Origin of the sequence: Candidatus Chlamydia corallus (genome assembly GCF_002817655.1) — a bacterium.
GTDB lineage: Bacteria > Chlamydiota > Chlamydiia > Chlamydiales > Chlamydiaceae > Chlamydia > Chlamydia corallus.
Genome location: NZ_NWQK01000001.1, coordinates 277,546 through 292,953, shown reverse-complemented (window position 1 = coordinate 292,953; position 15,408 = coordinate 277,546). Strand labels below are relative to the sequence as shown.

Here is a 15,408-nt window from a genome sequence, read left to right as displayed (position 1 = left end):
CCTCTCTTCTTGTTATAGCAAAGAATTATAGAGATCGTTTAGAGAAAACTGAGCAACTTCCGAAGAAAGTTCAGGATATCGTTTACTAATTGTTTGGAGGAGTTTGTTCACGATATCTTTATTTAAAGGAGCCTGTGACTGAGCTAGTAGAGGGAAGGTTTCCTCCCATTGGAGATACTCCTCATTGAGATTTTTAGGTATATTTCTAGTTGCTTTAGCGTAGAGTTTAAACGCATCTTCGGGATGGTTTTGTGAGAATACTATGCTCGCTTGAAGCGCTTTTTGGAAGGCTTCTAGAATTTCGGGTTGACTAGCTTTCGTTCCTTTTTTAGCAAAGACAATTAACTGAGGGCCTGTAGGAAGATCATAGGTGTCCGAGAGAAAACATTGTACAGGCATGCCTAAAGTTTTTAATTTTATTCCTTCAATATTGTAGAAGGCGCCGTAGAGGAAGTCGATTTTCTTTAATAGCATTGGCGAGATGAGATCAGAACTCACATTTTTCACTTCGGAAGGAACGACACCGTTACGACGTAGGGTCTCAAGTAGACGATTAAGATCTCTGGAGTTATTTAAGCAGAAGCCTAAGACCTTGTTATTTAGGTCTTCAAATTTATTAATAGGGTCTTCACTCCTGTAGAGAAAACCTTGTAGGGAACTGTCTATCAATCTGCCTATGATTTGTATAGGCATACCTTTTATAGAGGTCTTGACGATGCCCAGAGCATGATAAAGAGCCATATCGACTTGTTCAAAAAGGACATGGGGAACTGCAGAGCTCGAGTCTGTATTTTTTTGGAGTTGTAGATTTAAACCATGTTTTTTGAAGTATCCTTTGGCTATTCCTGCATAGAGGGGAATGTGATTAGGATTAGGAGTCCAATCGAGTAGAAGTGTTAGTGAAGTAAGATTTTTTTTATTAGAAGGAGATTTAGAATGTCCTTTCCAGGGAATAAGTATTATAGGGATTAAACAAAGTACGAATAAAGCTTTTTTAGCTACTGATTTGCGCTTATGGCTTATACGTTTTACCCGAAATAGGGAAAAAACCAATTTTTCACTTAACAAGGTGATTTGGAAGAGGGTAAGAGTGAGAAGTGTGAGCGTCGCGAGTCCCGCGAATGCCACTTCCATTTCATAATTTCTACGACTTTCGAGGATGAGGATACCGAGACCTGATTGTGAAGCTACCCATTCTCCTGCAATGGCAGCAAATCCTGCAGATCCTATGGCAATTTTTAAACCTGAGAATATATGGGGGAGGGCATGGGGAATACGGAGTTTGATAAGGAGCTGAAATTTTGTAGCTCCGCAGAGAATGAACTGTTCCATAAGTTCTTCTGGTGTGGATAGGATCCCTTGATAGATAGTCAAAGTTAAAGGAAAGAATATCGTCAGTGCTGTAGGGATGATCACAGCACTGAGTCCCCAGCCAAACCAAAGTACAATAAGTGGAGCTAGGGCAAACATGGGGGTGCACTGTAGCAGGATGAAAAAAGGTTGTAGGAGATCTTTAGCTGATTTATAAGATAGCATAATCGTTGCGAGAGTTATTGAGAGGATGATCGCAAGGAAGAATCCTCCCAAAATAGCTTTTAACGTGTGCCAAGAAGATGTTAACAAGAGTGGTAGGGAGCGAAGAGTACTTGAGGCAATGCTCGAGGGGGGAGGACATAGAAACGAAAGTGTAGGTTGATGGCGCGACGCTATCTCCCAGAGGAGTAGTAGGAAAAAAATAATAACAAAGTAGCAGGTAACTTTTTTTTTCATTTTGATGTAGTTCACGAGGAAAAAAAGCTGGATTATAGGGAAGATATAGATATGCGACAAGAAAAGGATAGCTTAGGAATAGTAGAGGTCCCTGAGGATAAGTTGTACGGGGCGCAAACTATGCGTTCTAGGAATTTTTTTTCTTGGGGACCCGAGTTAATGCCTTATGAGGTAATACGGGCTCTGGTATGGATTAAAAAATGTGCTGCTAAGGCGAATCAAGATTTAGGATTTTTGGATTCCAAACATTGCGATATGATAGTTTCTGCTGCCGATGAGATTTTAGAAGGAGGTTTTGAAGAGCATTTCCCGTTAAAAGTTTGGCAAACGGGGAGTGGCACCCAATCTAATATGAATGTGAACGAGGTTATTGCTAATCTTGCTATTCGTCATCACGGAGGACTGGTGGGTAGTAAGGATCCCATCCATCCGAATGATCATGTGAACAAATCTCAGTCTTCGAATGATGTTTTCCCTACAGCGATGCATATCGCTAGTGTAATTAGTTTAAAAAACAAGTTACTACCTGCTTTAGATCATATGATTCGGGTTTTAGACGGTAAAGCTGAAGAATTTCGTCATGATGTCAAGATAGGTCGTACGCATCTTATGGATGCGGTTCCTATGACGTTAGGTCAGGAATTTTCTGGTTATAGCAGTCAATTGCGTCATTGCTTAGAGAGTATAGCGTTTTCTTTAGCTCATTTATACGAGCTTGCGATTGGAGCTACTGCTGTAGGGACTGGGTTAAATGTTCCTGAAGGGTTCGTTCAAAAGGTAATACATTACTTAAGGGAGGAAACTGGCGAGCCATTTATTCCAGCTTCCAATTACTTTTCAGCACTTTCTTGCCACGATGCTTTGGTAGATGCCCATGGGTCATTAGCAACTTTAGCATCTGCTTTAACTAAGATAGCTACTGATTTGAGCTTTTTAGGTTCAGGACCCAGGTGTGGTTTAGGGGAGCTATTTTTCCCTGAAAATGAACCTGGATCTTCTATTATGCCTGGCAAGGTAAATCCTACGCAGTGTGAAGCTCTCCAGATGGTTTGTGCTCAAGTGTTTGGTAATAACCAAACAATCATTATTAGCGGGAGCCGAGGAAACTTTGAGCTTAATGTGATGAAGCCTGTGATAATCTATAATTTTCTGCAATCTGTGGATCTGCTTTCTGAGGGAATGAGGGCCTTCTCTGAATTCTTTGTTGTAGGATTAAAAGCGAATAAAGTTCGTTTACAAGATAATGTAAACAATTCTTTGATGTTAGTTACAGCTTTAGCTCCTATCATAGGTTATGACAAGTGTTCGAAAGCAGCACTGAAAGCTTTTCATGAAAATTTATCTTTGAAAGAGGCCTGTATATCTTTGGAATATCTTTCTGACAAGGAATTTGATCATCTGGTAGTCCCTGAGAATATGGTTGGCGACCATTAAATTTTTGAGGAACGGGAATGCTGAGCTTATTTTCTCTTCAGGACTGTTCAACGATATTGAAGATGTCTTCTCTAGGGTTTAGGTTAGGTGACGCGTTGCAGTTTTGCTTTCTAGGTTTGTTAAAGCTTGGGCAAAGAGAAGAGCACTTTTAATATTCGAGAAGATATGATCCACTCCAATAAGCTCATCTAGATGATAGCGTTTTAGGTCGGCAAGGGGAGTTTTCTTAACTCCAGCGAGCAGGAGAAGGGTCCCTTGGCGGTCACATTCTAAGAAAAATTCTTCCAATGCATGCATAGCCGAGGCATCTATTGTAGGGACTCGCGTCATACATAGAATAAAGATTTTGGGGGGCTTTTCTATATCATTAAGAAGATTTTTTAACCTATCTGCAATTCCAAAAAAGAAGGGACCATTAATTTCATAGATTTCTGTGTTTTGAGGAACTTCGGCTTTGTTTAAAAAGTCGGAATCCTTGGGTTGATTATCATCGTCGAAGTATTTGGCTGTTGAGATCACATCGGAAAGATCGCTCATCTGTTTCATAAATAAGAATGCCGCTAGCATCATACCTACTTGTACTGCTGCTGTGATCGTTGTCATTACTGTGAGGATAAACACGGTAAGGAGAACCACAATGTCTTTTTTAGGAGCTGTAAAGAGATGGAGAAAATGGTGGATTTCACTCATATTCCACGCAATCAAAATTAGGACGGCAGCGAGGCAAGTAAGAGGAATTTTGATAGTCAGTGGAGCCAGAAGAAGCAAGATAAAGCAAATAAAGATTGAGTGGAGGATTCCTGCTACGGGAGTGGTTGCTCCAGATTTGATGCTAGCAGCTGTACGTGATAGTGATCCTGTGACGGGGATTCCTGAAAATAACGATGTTCCGATGTTCGCTATACCTTGGGCTACAAGTTGACAGTTGGACTGGTGACGCCATCCTGTCATTCCATCAGCGACCACGGCGGCTAGCAAAGTCTCTAATCCCGATAAGACTGCAATAGTCAGGGCGTCTGGCATAAGTTGAAGAATTTTCGTGATACTCAACTGAGGAATTTTAGGTAGAGGAATCGCGGTTGGTAGAGATCCATAACGACTGCCAATCGTAGGAATATCAATTTTAAGTAACCAAACTAGAGTGGTCGCTGTTACAATAGCAATCATGACTCCAGGATAGCGAGGCTTGTAGTTTCGGAAATAGATCATGATCAATAGGGTAAAGAGACCCACCGCAAAGGACTTACTGTCCCAAGTCCATAAGTGATCCCAATAAGCCACCCATTTAGCAAGAAAATCTACAGGAACACTCGTTCCCATTTGTAAACCCAGGAAATCTTTAATTTGTGAAGAAAATATAATTACAGCAAGTCCTGTGGTTAATCCTGTCACAACGGGGTAGGGCATGTATTTAATGAATGTGCCTAAGCCAGTGAGTCCGAAGGCGATAAGAAAAATTCCAGCCATCAATGTGACGGTAAAAAGCGCCTCAGCTCCATATTTTGCGGATAGGCAGTATAAAATAGAAATAAAGGCACTGGTTGGCCCCGAAATCAGAACGTTACTTCCTCCGAGGGCAGAAGCAAGAAGGCCTCCGACAATAGAAGCTACTAGTCCTTGAAGGGGAGAGACTCCGACACCGATTGCTACGGCAATAGCAAAAGGAAAGGCTAGAATTCCTACAGTAATTCCTGCTAGGAAATCTTTTTTGAAGGTATTAAATGAATAGCCTTCTTTGATACTTGTGTAGAGTTTAGGGATGAAGTTCTTAAACGCCCAAGGGACTTTCACAATGCAATAACCTAAAATAGAAGCGAGTGGTTGCTATTTTTTCGATTCTTTTGAATCTTTGTCAAATGGTTCGTGCAATTTTTCAGTCTTTTTTCTTCATATCTCCTCTATCTAAGGTTCTGTTAAAGAATAATTACAAAAATTTTTCCTTCTTTACCTCTGTAAGAGTTAGGAGTAGAGTAGATGACTAGATCATTTTAGGGGTGACCATGCTGAAATTACAATTGTGTGCGCTATTTTTATTTGGGTATCTCGCGATTGTCTTCGAACATATTGTTAGAGTCAATAAATCTGCGATTGCCTTAGCTATGGGAGGATTGATGTGGTTAGTCTGTTTCTCTCATATTCCTATGGCAGATCATATGATTTTAGTTGAAGAAATTGCGGACATGTCCCAAGTGATTTTCTTCTTGTTCTCAGCAATGGCTATTGTCGAACTTATTGATGCGCACAAAGGATTTTCTGTGATCGTCAGGTGTTGTCGTATTCAGTCACGAACACTTCTTCTTTGGGTTCTTATTGGGCTTAGCTTTTTTTTATCAGCGGCCTTAGACAATCTTACATCTATCATTATCATTATCTCAATTTTAAAGCGTCTAGTAAAGTCTAGGGAAGACCGCTTGTTATTAGGAGCTATTTGTGTAATTGCAGTGAATGCTGGTGGGGCATGGACCCCCCTTGGGGATGTAACTACGACAATGTTATGGATTAATAATAAGATTACTTCCTGGGGAATTATACGTTCTTTATTTGTCCCGAGTTTGGTGTGTGTATTGGTAGCTGGTTTCTGCGGTCAATTTTTCTTTCGCAAACGAGGGAATACTTTAATTGCCAAGGAAGTAGAGTTACAATCCGCGCCTCCCAAGAGTCTCTGGATTATTTTCATTGGTTTGGGTTCACTACTCATGGTTCCTGTTTGGAAGGCGTGTTTAGGATTGCCTCCTTTTATGGGAGCTTTGTTAGGTTTAGGTCTTCTCTGGTTAACGAGTGACTGGATTCATTCTCCTCATGGTGAGGATCGTTATCATTTGCGAATTCCTCATATTCTGACTAAAATTGATATCTCTTCGATTACGTTTTTTATTGGAATTCTACTCGCTGTTAACGCATTATCTTTTGCTAATTTGCTTACAGATTTTTCTGTATGGATGGATAAGATCTTTTCTAGGAATATTGTTGCAATTGTTATAGGATTGCTTTCTAGTGTCTTAGATAACGTACCCTTAGTAGCTGCTACTATGGGGATGTATGACCTTCCTCTCGATGATACTTTGTGGAAATTGATTGCTTATGCTGCAGGAACGGGAGGGAGCATTCTGATCATTGGTTCCGCAGCTGGAGTTGCTTTTATGGGTCTCGAAAAAGTAGACTTTTTATGGTACTTCAAAAGAATTTCCTGGATTGCTTTAACCAGTTATTTAGCTGGATTGTTTTCCTATTTTGTTTTAGCAAAAATGCATTTTTTCGTTTAAGTTTCTACGGAAGAAACAACAGCGACTGTGTCTTCAGCTTTTCTATAACCTTATGTAGTTTTTTGAGATAATGTTTTTAAAAAAATGTTTTAAAGTCTTAATATACTGGCTCCTTATAACCATTCTCAGTAGAAAAAAGAGGTATGTATGAAAAAAGGAAAGTTGGGGGCCATAGTTTTTGGTCTTTTATTTACAAGCAGTGTTCTTGGTTTTTCTAAGGATTTAACTAAGGAGAACGCGCATCAAGATTTAAATATATTATCGCATTTGATCAAGGTGAAATATGCCCCGTTGCCATGGAAGCATTTGTTGTTTGGTTGGGATCTATCTCAGCAAACAAAGAATGCTGGACTGCAATTGCTCTTAGAAGAAAAACCCACTACAAATTATTGCCAGAAGGTGCTCTCTAACTATATGAGATCATTAAATGATTATCATGCAGGGATTCTTTTTTATCGTAGCGAATCTGCCTATATTCCTTACGTATTGAAGTTGAGTGACGATGGTCATGTGTTTGTGGTAGATGTACAGACCAATCAAGGTGATATTTACGTAGGGGATGAGCTTCTTGAAGTAGATGGAATGGGGATCCGTGAGGTAATCGAGGGCCTTCGATATGGACGAGGTAGTGCTACAGACTATTCTGCTGCAGTTCGTTCGTTGACATCTCGTTCCGCTGCTTTTGGAGACAATGTCCCTACGGGAATTACCATGTTAAAACTCCGCCGTAGTAGTGGTGTGATCCGTTCAACAGCAGTCCGTTGGCGTTATACTCCAGAGCATATCGGAGATTTTTCTTTAATTGCTCCTTTGATTCCTGACCACAAACCTCAATTACCTTCACAAAGTTGCGCACTCTTTCGTTCAGGGTTAAATCAATCTGTTTCTAGTAGCTCTTTATTTAGCTCTTACATGGTACCTTATTTTTGGGAAGAATTGCAGATGCAAAATAAGCAGCGTTTTGACAGCAAGCATCACATAGGTAGTCGAAATGGATTTTTACCTTCTTTTGGTTCTATTATTTGGGAACAAAACGAAGGACCCTATCGTGCGTATATTTTTAAAGCAAAAGATGCTCAGGGTAATCCGTATCGGATAGGATTCTTAAGGATTTCTTCTTATGTTTGGTCTGAATTAGAAGGAACTGACGATAATCATAAAGAGAATCCCTGGGAACTCTTTGGCGAGATTATCGATGTTTTTCAAAAAGAATCTGACGCTTTGATTATTGATCAGACCAATAATCCTGGAGGAAGTGTTTTTTATCTGTATTCCTTACTGTCTATGTTGATAAATCGTCCTTTAGAGACTCCTAAACATAGAATGATTCTTACGCAAGATGAAGTTAGCTCCGCTTTGCATTGGCAAGATTTGCTAGAAGATGTCTTTACAGATGAGCAAGCAGCTGCTGTGCTTGGAGAAACTATGGAAGGGTATTGCATGGATATGCATGCTGTAGCATCTCTCCAAAGCTTTTCTCAAAATGTTCTTGCTTGCTGGGCCGCTGGTGATATTAATCTTTCAAAGCCTATGCCTTTGCTAGGATTTGGACAGATTCAGCCTCATCCCAAACATCGGTTTACCAAACCTTTATTTATGTTGATAAACGAAGATGACTATTCTTGTGGAGATTTAGCGCCCGCTATTTTGAAGGATAATGGACGTGCGACTATAATCGGGAAAGCGACAGCAGGAGCTGGAGGTTTTGTTTTCCAGGTGAATTTCCCTAACCGTTCTGGAATCAAAAGTGTTTCTTTAACAGGATCCTTAGCTGTTAGGCCAGATGGTGAATACATTGAGAACTTAGGAGTCGCTCCTCATATTGATTTAGGATTTACCTCCAAGGATCTGCAAACAGGCAGGTTTTCTGACTACGTTGAGACAGTAAAAACTATAGTTGTAACTTCTTTGGCCGAGAGTGCTAAGAAAAGCGAAGAGGAACCTCAGCAAGAGGCGCCCGAAGTTGTGCGAATTTCAAATCCCACAACAGCTCCCACTACACAAACAAGAATCAGCTAGAATATTTTTTATCTTTATTTTAAACTAGGTGCACTTTCAAATTAAATACTTGAAAGTGCGCTTTTTATGTTTGTCTAACTGTGATTATTATGAGAAAGCTTATAGTGTGTAGCCCTAGAGGATTTTGTTCTGGAGTTGTTCGCGCTATTCAGGTTGTAGAAGTTGCTTTAGAAAAATGGGGGGCTCCTATCTATGTAAAACATGAGATTGTTCATAATCGTCATGTTGTTAACTTCTTACGAGCTAAGGGTGCTATCTTTGTTGAGGAACTTGCCGATGTTCCTGGGGGTGAGAGAGTCATTTATTCAGCTCACGGAATTTCTCCTGCAGTTAGAGCGGAAGCAAAAGCCCGTAATCTTATTGATATTGATGCTACGTGTGGTTTGGTTACTAAAGTGCATTCTGCTGTAAAGTTATACGCAGGTAAAGGATACCAAATAGTATTGATAGGCCATAAGAAGCATGTTGAGGTGATCGGTATTATTGGAGAAGCTCCCGAAAGTGTTACTGTTGTAGAGAGTGTTGCTGATGTAGAGGCTTTACCTTTTGGTCCTAATACACCTTTATTTTATATTACCCAAACAACATTGAGTTTGGATGATGTTCAGGAGATAGCGGGGGCTTTGCAAAAGCGTTATCCTTTTATAATTACCCTTCCTAGTTCTTCGATTTGTTATGCAACCACGAACCGTCAGAAAGCATTGCGTTCTATTTTGCCTCGTGTGAACCACGTCTTTGTAGTTGGGGATGTGAATAGCTCGAATTCCAATCGTCTTTGTGAAATAGCTTTGAAGAGGGGGGTTCGTGCTGATTTGATTAATAGTCCTGAAGATATTGGTAAGAAGATCTTAGATTATCCTGGAGATATAGCAATTACCGCGGGGGCCTCGACTCCTGAAGATGTGGTACAAGCTTGTATTCAAAAGCTATCAGAAATTATCTCTGGTTTAGAAATAGAAAATGATATATTTTCCGTAGAAAATGTCGTATTTCAATTGCCGAAAGAACTCCGTTATTCTTAAATCTTTAGGTTTACTTGCTCAGTTTTCTTTGAGATTGATTTATAGAGTACTTTTCTCGTTCCGAGAAGGCATCTACCTTTTTAGTTCTCTGTATTTGAAGTACCCCAAGTTGTTTTTTTATGACATTGGTAAGTATGTATATTCTCTAAGGCATTGTCCTTATGCGAAACTTAGTTGTCTCCCAGAAGCCTCTCTACTGAAGGAAGGAAATGTCTATGGTGAGACTCCGTGGTCTGTTCTTGCAAAGGTTAGCCAAGCTTTTGATATTACTTCCCGAGATGTTCTTTATGATTTGGGATGTGGCTTAGGAAAGGTATGCTTTTGGTTTTCTCATGTTGTGCGATGCCAAGTTATAGGGATTGATAATCAACCGAACTTTATTCATTTTTCTTCGAATATGCATCGTAGGCTATCTTCAGGATTAGCATTATTCCATATTGAAGATTTTAAAAATGTAACTTTATCGCGGGCTTCTTACGTCTATTTTTATGGTTCTTCGTTTTCACGACGATTATTGAACGAGACCATTCTTAAATTATCAGAAATGGCTCCAGGAAGTGTAGTAATTAGTATTTCCTTTCCTTTGGATTCTTTTTCTAAGGGAAGGGAATTCTTCTTCACTGAAAAGAGTTGTTCCGTGCGCTTCCCTTGGGGTAAGACAATAGCATATAAAAATATTCGAAAAGATTCTTAATTTTACTGATAGAGGCTGCGAACAGCATCGTGTTCTGTTTGCAGAATATTTAGAAGAAAATTATCCATACTTTTCCAGTTGTCTTTGACTTCCTCAATCGTACGGGTGACTTCATCCTGTCTCATTCTGAAGATTTCTTTTCTGTACTCAGCGACTGCTCGTACAGAACTTTCTGATAACTCGTGTACTTTAGAAGCTGCTTCAGTAAGTTGGGATAGAGAGGTGAACACTTTTCCTACTCCCTTAAAGAAGGTTTTCGCAGTCGCATCTTTGAATCTTCCAGAAATTCTTTGGACAAATCCTAAAATACTATCACCAGAAATTTCTCCGACCATAGGAGAAATGGCTCCTAAAATACCCAAGGTTGCTGTTGCTATCCCTAACCATCGGGCATACTTAGCTTGGCGTGAATAACTTTCTGCTAATTTCAGAGCTTCTCTTTCCATGAGCTCTCTTTCTTCAAGACGAGACATCGTGTCGTTGGCACGGCTTTTAAGCATTAACTTCATCAGTTCTGTGCAGATTCTTAGGACATCAAGGTTGGTCACGCGTCTTCCTGCTAGTGTGCTTAGCTGTGATTCAGAAAAAGCAAAGTCCACAATAAGATCAGGGATAATAGGAGTGTAAGACTCATGCGCAATGTTTTTAGTACTCGAAGCCTGTTGCAGCGATTCAATTTTATAGAACGTTTTCTTTTTCTTGCCTTTTTCTTGCTCTTGTTCTTGCTCGTATCCTTCTTGTTGCCCTTGATCTGGATGTTCTTCATCCTGTTCTTGGCTTTTTGTAGAGGATGCTTGCGATGTTTCGGTGTGTAAGATGCTATAGAGTGACAAGGGACTGAGAGTAGCATCAGACTTAGTTGGTGAGTGTTTCTGAGTTTCTGCTGACTTGGTATCTCGCGAAGTTGTCTCTTTAGTACTATGTTCTTTTATTGTCTCGCTAGAATAGGTCGTTACATTGAATTGTACTTGTTTTTGAGAGGAGTCTGTTCCTTTTTGATCTTGTGCTTTTGGTATTTGAACCGAAATTTTTAATGTTTGGTTAACGGAGGAGTCTCCTGCAGGAGCTTTGCATGAGGAAAACGAAAACGTATTAGAAGCTGTTTGAGTTGTTTCTTTTGTTGTTGGATTAGAAGATGCCGATTCCTGTCCTGAGGGAGCTCTATATGAAGATGAGTTAGTCTGCTGTGATTGTCCCAGTTTTAGGTCGGGCAGTGATGTAGATTTTGTTAACATTCCAGCTTTTACTAGAAACTGCTCTTCTTGTAAGGGTTTTTCCTTAGGAGGCGTGGCTTGTGCCAATGCAAATTCTGACTGTGTTAAGATCCCGAAACATAGCTCAGAAGTTGCTCGCAGCAGAGCATATTGTTCTCCTGCAGGGAGACATACTTGTATTTCCGAAGCAACACTAGTGGTTTCTTCAGTTGTGCCTTCAGTTACGAAAAAATCAAACTCCTCTTCAGAAAGAGGAGTTGATGCTGTTGAGGGAGATATAGTCATAGCATTTCTTCTGGTGTTTATCTTCGTAAGGATTGGAGGTACACTTGATCTAGTTCGCGCATGTAATTTAAGATTTTTGAAAGAGCTTCGAAAGAACTTTCCATATTATCTAAAAGTTCTTGAGAACGTTCATAGTTATCATCTCTATCAAAACTAATTAACTCAATTTTTAGTTGGATTTTAGTGAGTTTCCCTTTGAGTTTGTATATTTCTGATTGAGAAAACAGGATAGCACATCTTAAAGCTGCCATTGCGGATTCTATTGCAGGTTGGATTCCTTTGATGGCTCCTTCTATAATAGGAGAAAAACCTAAATTTTCTACTTTTAATGTGCATATGGAGAGAATTACAGGGGTTAAATAGACTACCCACTGTATTATATTTATAATTTTTCTTCGCGTGCTTTCATTTTTTATAGGTAACTGTTTTTCTAGCCAATCCCAAAACTTTAATTTTTCTAAACACTTGATAGCGAGAGAAATTAACCCTGCAAAGAAGCCTACAAAAGCAAAAATACCGCCTCCACTCAAGATGGCAACAACGCCTATCCCTATAGAAACAAAAGGAGCAAGCCATTCGACAATATCAGCAAGAGAACCCCATAACGTTGCTCGTTTTTCTTTCTCTATACTGACTTTGATATTCTCGATTCTCTTCTGATGTAGAGCATCGAGCTCTCGTTGTGTGGATTCCACGGAATCTTTGTGGCATGCATAAGAAGAAAAGTCGGAAAGAATTCCTTGCTTTGTTAGTAGATAGCTTAACGTAAACACTCCTATGCTTGGAGGAGGAATTACGGGAACAGCTCGTGCTGCTTTGGCCACTCTATTTTTACGCAATTTATCTTGTACAAAAGAATTTTTCTTTTGTTTTTGGTTGGGATCCTGATCTTGGGAGGAGGGGTCTTTACATAAATCTTTTATTTGAGTTTTAATTTCTGTTTTCTTTTCATGGATATGCTCTTTGGCATAATTTTCACTATGCTTTTCTCTTCGGGATGGGAAGAATTCCTTCTGTTGATTCCCATGACTTTGGGAATAGGGGGAGTCTGCGAATCCAAACGAACTTAAACGTTGTTGTGAGTAAAGCGTCTCAGGATTTTTAGAAGAGCTGTCGTCTCTAAAACTAGGGGCCTTACCTCGAGTTTTCTCTAAATCTTTCTCTGAAGATTTTGGCATAGTCAGTTCTTGTATTAAAACTTTACTTCCTTCTGTGCTATTTTTTTGAGAGAAAAGATTCCAAGGAGAAGAAGTCTGAGCCTGGGATGTGTTTTGGAGTTGGGATTCAAATGAGCTGCCAAAGCGTAATATTTTTTCTCTCGGAGTTGCGATAGTAAATGTTTTATTAGAAGTTGGCAGAGGCTCGCCTTGAGATTGTTGAGATTTTTCAGTGAAAAACTTGGGGAGGGGCTTTTGAGCTTCTTGAGGTGCTACAGTTATAGAATAGCTAAGCTTAATAGTTGAAGAGTCTTGTATGCTAGGAGCATCAGGGACATAAGGATCCTGGTTGAGAAGAACTTCACTCGCTTGAGATAGCCAAGAGGACATAGTTGAGTTTCCGCATTATTTGTGTTTTCTAATATCTATAATTTCTTCTTTCAGTTCATTATAGAGAGGCTTGTGTTGTACACGTACCCATGCCAATTCTAAAGCTTTTTCAGCTTCTTCATGTTCATTTGTAAGAGTATAGCATATGTAGGCATAGTAATGAGGATACGGATCTTTATCTCGTAGTACTGCAGTGACTCCATAGGCGTGCAAAGCTTGTGGATACTGCTGATCCATATGTAAAGAGGCGCCTAACGAAAACCAAAACTTAGAGACGAAAGGATTGAAAAAAACTAGCCAACGAAAAACATCAATACTTTTTGCATAGTCTTTATCAAGATAGGCTTGATAGCCCTCTTTATATACTTTTTCAAGATCTTCAGAGGATATCTTAAAGATCTTTTGGTAGGTATCCAAGGCTATGTTTTTATCTGGGACATGTCCTTCCAAATAGCTTTCCAAATTATCTGGAAAGGGGAAATCCTCTTTGGAAGATGCAGCGATTTTTTTTAGTAAATAATTTAAATATGACATTAGGGGCGTAGGTTGTAAACAAAGGTGTCCATAAGTTCTTTTAATAGCTTCAATACATTAGAACGCGCTTGATGACATTGGGAAATTTCTTGGAGGTGTCTTTGCATATCGGTTCTTTCCATTTGTGTAATTTTCTCCATATTCTCTTTGCGCATTTGCACATTCTCTTTTAGAAGCTTTTTCTCCTCTTCTGTCCAAGCATATTTGTCTGTATCTATTGTGACACCAATCTCTTTAGCCTTATTTAAGAGGGTTTTCATTTCCTCATCTTTACTCCAATCAATATCTTTCTTTTCATTATTGATTTTAGAGATAAGAACGGTCAGTGTATCTACATCATCGGTACGCTTTTTTACTCGCATATAGAGTTCATTAGCTTCAGCTTCAGCTTGGCCTAAGATTCTTGCCATGAGTTTCATGAACCTTAGGAAGACATTTTCTATTTTTGGAGTTTGTATAGGTTCGTTTATTAAAGAATCTGCAGATAAGGGAGACTTATTACAGGTAGCTCTGCTAAAAACAGACATTGGAGAGGGTAACTTCTTTTTGAATGTGGTTTCTTTTCCATTACTTTCTTCAACAGAGGGCCGCATTTGATCTGAGAAGATTAAAGCAGAAATACTTAGAGTTCCACTAGATTGTTCGGCAATACCATCTGAATTAAGGTTACGTTTCTTTTTTTTCTTTTTAGACAGCGGGTCTTCTTCACTGTCGTGTCTCCTATCATGCTGCTCTCTTTGTTGTCGATTCTCGTCACGTTCTTTATGTAGTTCATGAGATTTAGAGGTGACAAGGGTCTCTTCTCGTTTCTCTGCAGAGAATTGTGAAAGAGGTGATGAAGAAGTTGCTTTTTCTTGTTCTAATAGTGTTTTTTCTGGAGTACTTGCTTGTGGTCTTTGCGAACTGGAAGTCGCTAAGAATAGGGAGGTGTGGGTCTCTGTTTCGTTTGAGGATGTTTCGCTTTGTTTTCTTGAAGAATCGGCCTTTGTTGTTTGAAGAGCTTGCTTTTGCGTAGCATGAGAAGTTGAAGATTTTAAGGAACGTGGGGATAGGGCCGATTGTCTACCGCTGCTTTCTTGAGGAAGCTTTTGCTCGCTTTTGCTTTGAAGTTGTGTTGTTTGCGTAATATCTGTCGTCGTGTCGGCATTTTCAAGTTGAGCTAACAAGTCAACAATCTCGATTTCTAGGTCTATAGCTTCACGAGGTAGGAAGAGTATTTGATAACGAATTATGTTTTGTGATAACAGTTCTTGTTGGCTAGCAAGAATGATTTGTCCTAAAGCCAAGTTCACTAGGGTTTCTGTAGAAGAACTTCCTTCTAATCCTGTACAAGAGACTAGGACTTCACCTGCTATAGTTTTTAGCACACCAGAAGATGTAGAAGAAGCTGTTGAGCTATCGTCTTTTAGGGTTATGTTTGCAGAAGGGACTGCAGAAGGAACAGGAGTATTCATGATTTGTAATTTGAGTGCGTAGAAAAAAGGAAAATTAGCTAAAACATCATTTTCCTGCAAGTTTGATTGTAAGAGGTTTAGAGGGAAAGTAAAAATAGAAGGGAAATCTTAGGATTTTTGTTTGCAAAAAACAAGCTAGCTATAGAGAATAAACAAGTCAGTTTCATATATT

The 15,408-nt window shown here is 39.4% G+C and carries 11 protein-coding genes; 5 read left to right on the top strand and 6 right to left on the bottom strand.

The genetic code is table 11. The features are described from left to right. Positions 1-12: 12 nt before the first annotated feature. Positions 13-1,770: an ABC transporter substrate-binding protein gene (locus tag CMV32_RS01265; RefSeq protein ID WP_100934343.1), complete on the bottom strand. Its 1,758-nt coding sequence runs from the start codon at positions 1,768-1,770 to the stop codon at positions 13-15. A gap of 51 nt (positions 1,771-1,821) precedes the next feature. Between CMV32_RS01265 and fumC the strand changes: the two genes are divergently transcribed. Further along, positions 1,822-3,204 carry a class II fumarate hydratase gene (gene fumC, locus CMV32_RS01260; protein ID WP_100934130.1) on the top strand — a complete coding sequence of 461 codons (1,383 nt, stop codon included), beginning with the start codon at positions 1,822-1,824 and terminating at the stop codon, positions 3,202-3,204. 78 nt (positions 3,205-3,282) lie between these two features. On the opposite strand, the gene CMV32_RS01255 is transcribed toward fumC, so the two are convergent. Continuing rightward, a complete protein-coding gene (locus tag CMV32_RS01255; protein WP_192940636.1) occupies positions 3,283-4,998 on the bottom strand; it encodes an SLC26/SulP family anion transporter in 1,716 nt (571 codons plus the stop codon). A gap of 206 nt (positions 4,999-5,204) precedes the next feature. Between CMV32_RS01255 and CMV32_RS01250 the strand changes: the two genes are divergently transcribed. From CMV32_RS01250 to CMV32_RS01235, 4 genes are all read left to right on the top strand, one after another. Further along, positions 5,205-6,467 (top strand): NhaD family Na+:H+ antiporter, encoded by a 1,263-nt coding sequence (locus tag CMV32_RS01250; RefSeq protein WP_100934128.1) that lies wholly within the window; start codon positions 5,205-5,207, stop codon positions 6,465-6,467. Positions 6,468-6,614: 147 nt separating this feature from the next. After that, on the top strand, positions 6,615-8,486 hold the full coding sequence (locus CMV32_RS01245; RefSeq protein ID WP_100934127.1) for a protease-like activity factor CPAF: 1,872 nt from the start codon (positions 6,615-6,617) through the stop codon (positions 8,484-8,486). 89 nt (positions 8,487-8,575) lie between these two features. Further along, positions 8,576-9,508, top strand: coding sequence for a 4-hydroxy-3-methylbut-2-enyl diphosphate reductase (ispH, locus tag CMV32_RS01240; protein WP_100934126.1), 933 nt, complete (start codon positions 8,576-8,578; stop codon positions 9,506-9,508). Continuing rightward, the gene (locus CMV32_RS01235) at positions 9,468-10,202 is read left to right on the top strand and encodes a class I SAM-dependent methyltransferase (RefSeq protein WP_100934125.1); all 735 of its coding nucleotides are present in this window, start codon (positions 9,468-9,470) and stop codon (positions 10,200-10,202) included. The genes ispH and CMV32_RS01235 overlap by 41 nt, the downstream gene beginning before the upstream one ends. A 2-nt stretch (positions 10,203-10,204) precedes the next feature. Here the strand turns inward: CMV32_RS01235 and CMV32_RS01230 are convergent, their stop codons facing one another. Genes CMV32_RS01230 through CMV32_RS01215 form a run of 4 tightly spaced genes read right to left on the bottom strand, consistent with a single transcriptional unit; the run spans position 10,205 to position 15,236 of the window. Then, positions 10,205-11,701 carry a hypothetical protein gene (locus CMV32_RS01230; RefSeq protein ID WP_100934124.1) on the bottom strand — a complete coding sequence of 499 codons (1,497 nt, stop codon included), beginning with the start codon at positions 11,699-11,701 and terminating at the stop codon, positions 10,205-10,207. Between the two features lie 17 nt (positions 11,702-11,718). Further along, the gene (locus tag CMV32_RS01225) at positions 11,719-13,248 is read right to left on the bottom strand and encodes a hypothetical protein (protein WP_100934123.1); all 1,530 of its coding nucleotides are present in this window, start codon (positions 13,246-13,248) and stop codon (positions 11,719-11,721) included. A 15-nt stretch (positions 13,249-13,263) separates the two neighbouring features. After that, the gene (locus CMV32_RS01220; RefSeq protein ID WP_100934122.1) at positions 13,264-13,782 is read right to left on the bottom strand and encodes a SycD/LcrH family type III secretion system chaperone; all 519 of its coding nucleotides are present in this window, start codon (positions 13,780-13,782) and stop codon (positions 13,264-13,266) included. After that, entirely contained in the window at positions 13,782-15,236 is a 1,455-nt protein-coding gene (locus CMV32_RS01215; RefSeq protein ID WP_100934342.1) for a hypothetical protein, read from the bottom strand. The genes CMV32_RS01220 and CMV32_RS01215 overlap by 1 nt, the downstream gene beginning before the upstream one ends. Positions 15,237-15,408 lie beyond the last annotated feature (172 nt).

Excerpts from the sequence above, each read along its gene's own strand:
- CMV32_RS01265 (WP_100934343.1), bottom strand. The coding sequence starts at position 1,770 with ATGAAAAAAAAAGTTACCTGCTACTTTGTTATTATTTTTTTCCTACTA.
- fumC (WP_100934130.1), top strand. The coding sequence starts at position 1,822 with ATGCGACAAGAAAAGGATAGCTTAGGAATAGTAGAGGTCCCTGAGGAT.
- CMV32_RS01250 (WP_100934128.1), top strand. The coding sequence starts at position 5,205 with ATGCTGAAATTACAATTGTGTGCGCTATTTTTATTTGGGTATCTCGCG.
- CMV32_RS01245 (WP_100934127.1), top strand. The coding sequence starts at position 6,615 with ATGAAAAAAGGAAAGTTGGGGGCCATAGTTTTTGGTCTTTTATTTACA.
- ispH (WP_100934126.1), top strand. The coding sequence starts at position 8,576 with ATGAGAAAGCTTATAGTGTGTAGCCCTAGAGGATTTTGTTCTGGAGTT.
- CMV32_RS01235 (WP_100934125.1), top strand. The coding sequence starts at position 9,468 with ATGTCGTATTTCAATTGCCGAAAGAACTCCGTTATTCTTAAATCTTTA.
- CMV32_RS01230 (WP_100934124.1), bottom strand. The coding sequence starts at position 11,701 with ATGACTATATCTCCCTCAACAGCATCAACTCCTCTTTCTGAAGAGGAG.
- CMV32_RS01225 (WP_100934123.1), bottom strand. The coding sequence starts at position 13,248 with ATGTCCTCTTGGCTATCTCAAGCGAGTGAAGTTCTTCTCAACCAGGAT.
- CMV32_RS01220 (WP_100934122.1), bottom strand. The coding sequence starts at position 13,782 with ATGTCATATTTAAATTATTTACTAAAAAAAATCGCTGCATCTTCCAAA.
- CMV32_RS01215 (WP_100934342.1), bottom strand. The coding sequence starts at position 15,236 with ATGAATACTCCTGTTCCTTCTGCAGTCCCTTCTGCAAACATAACCCTA.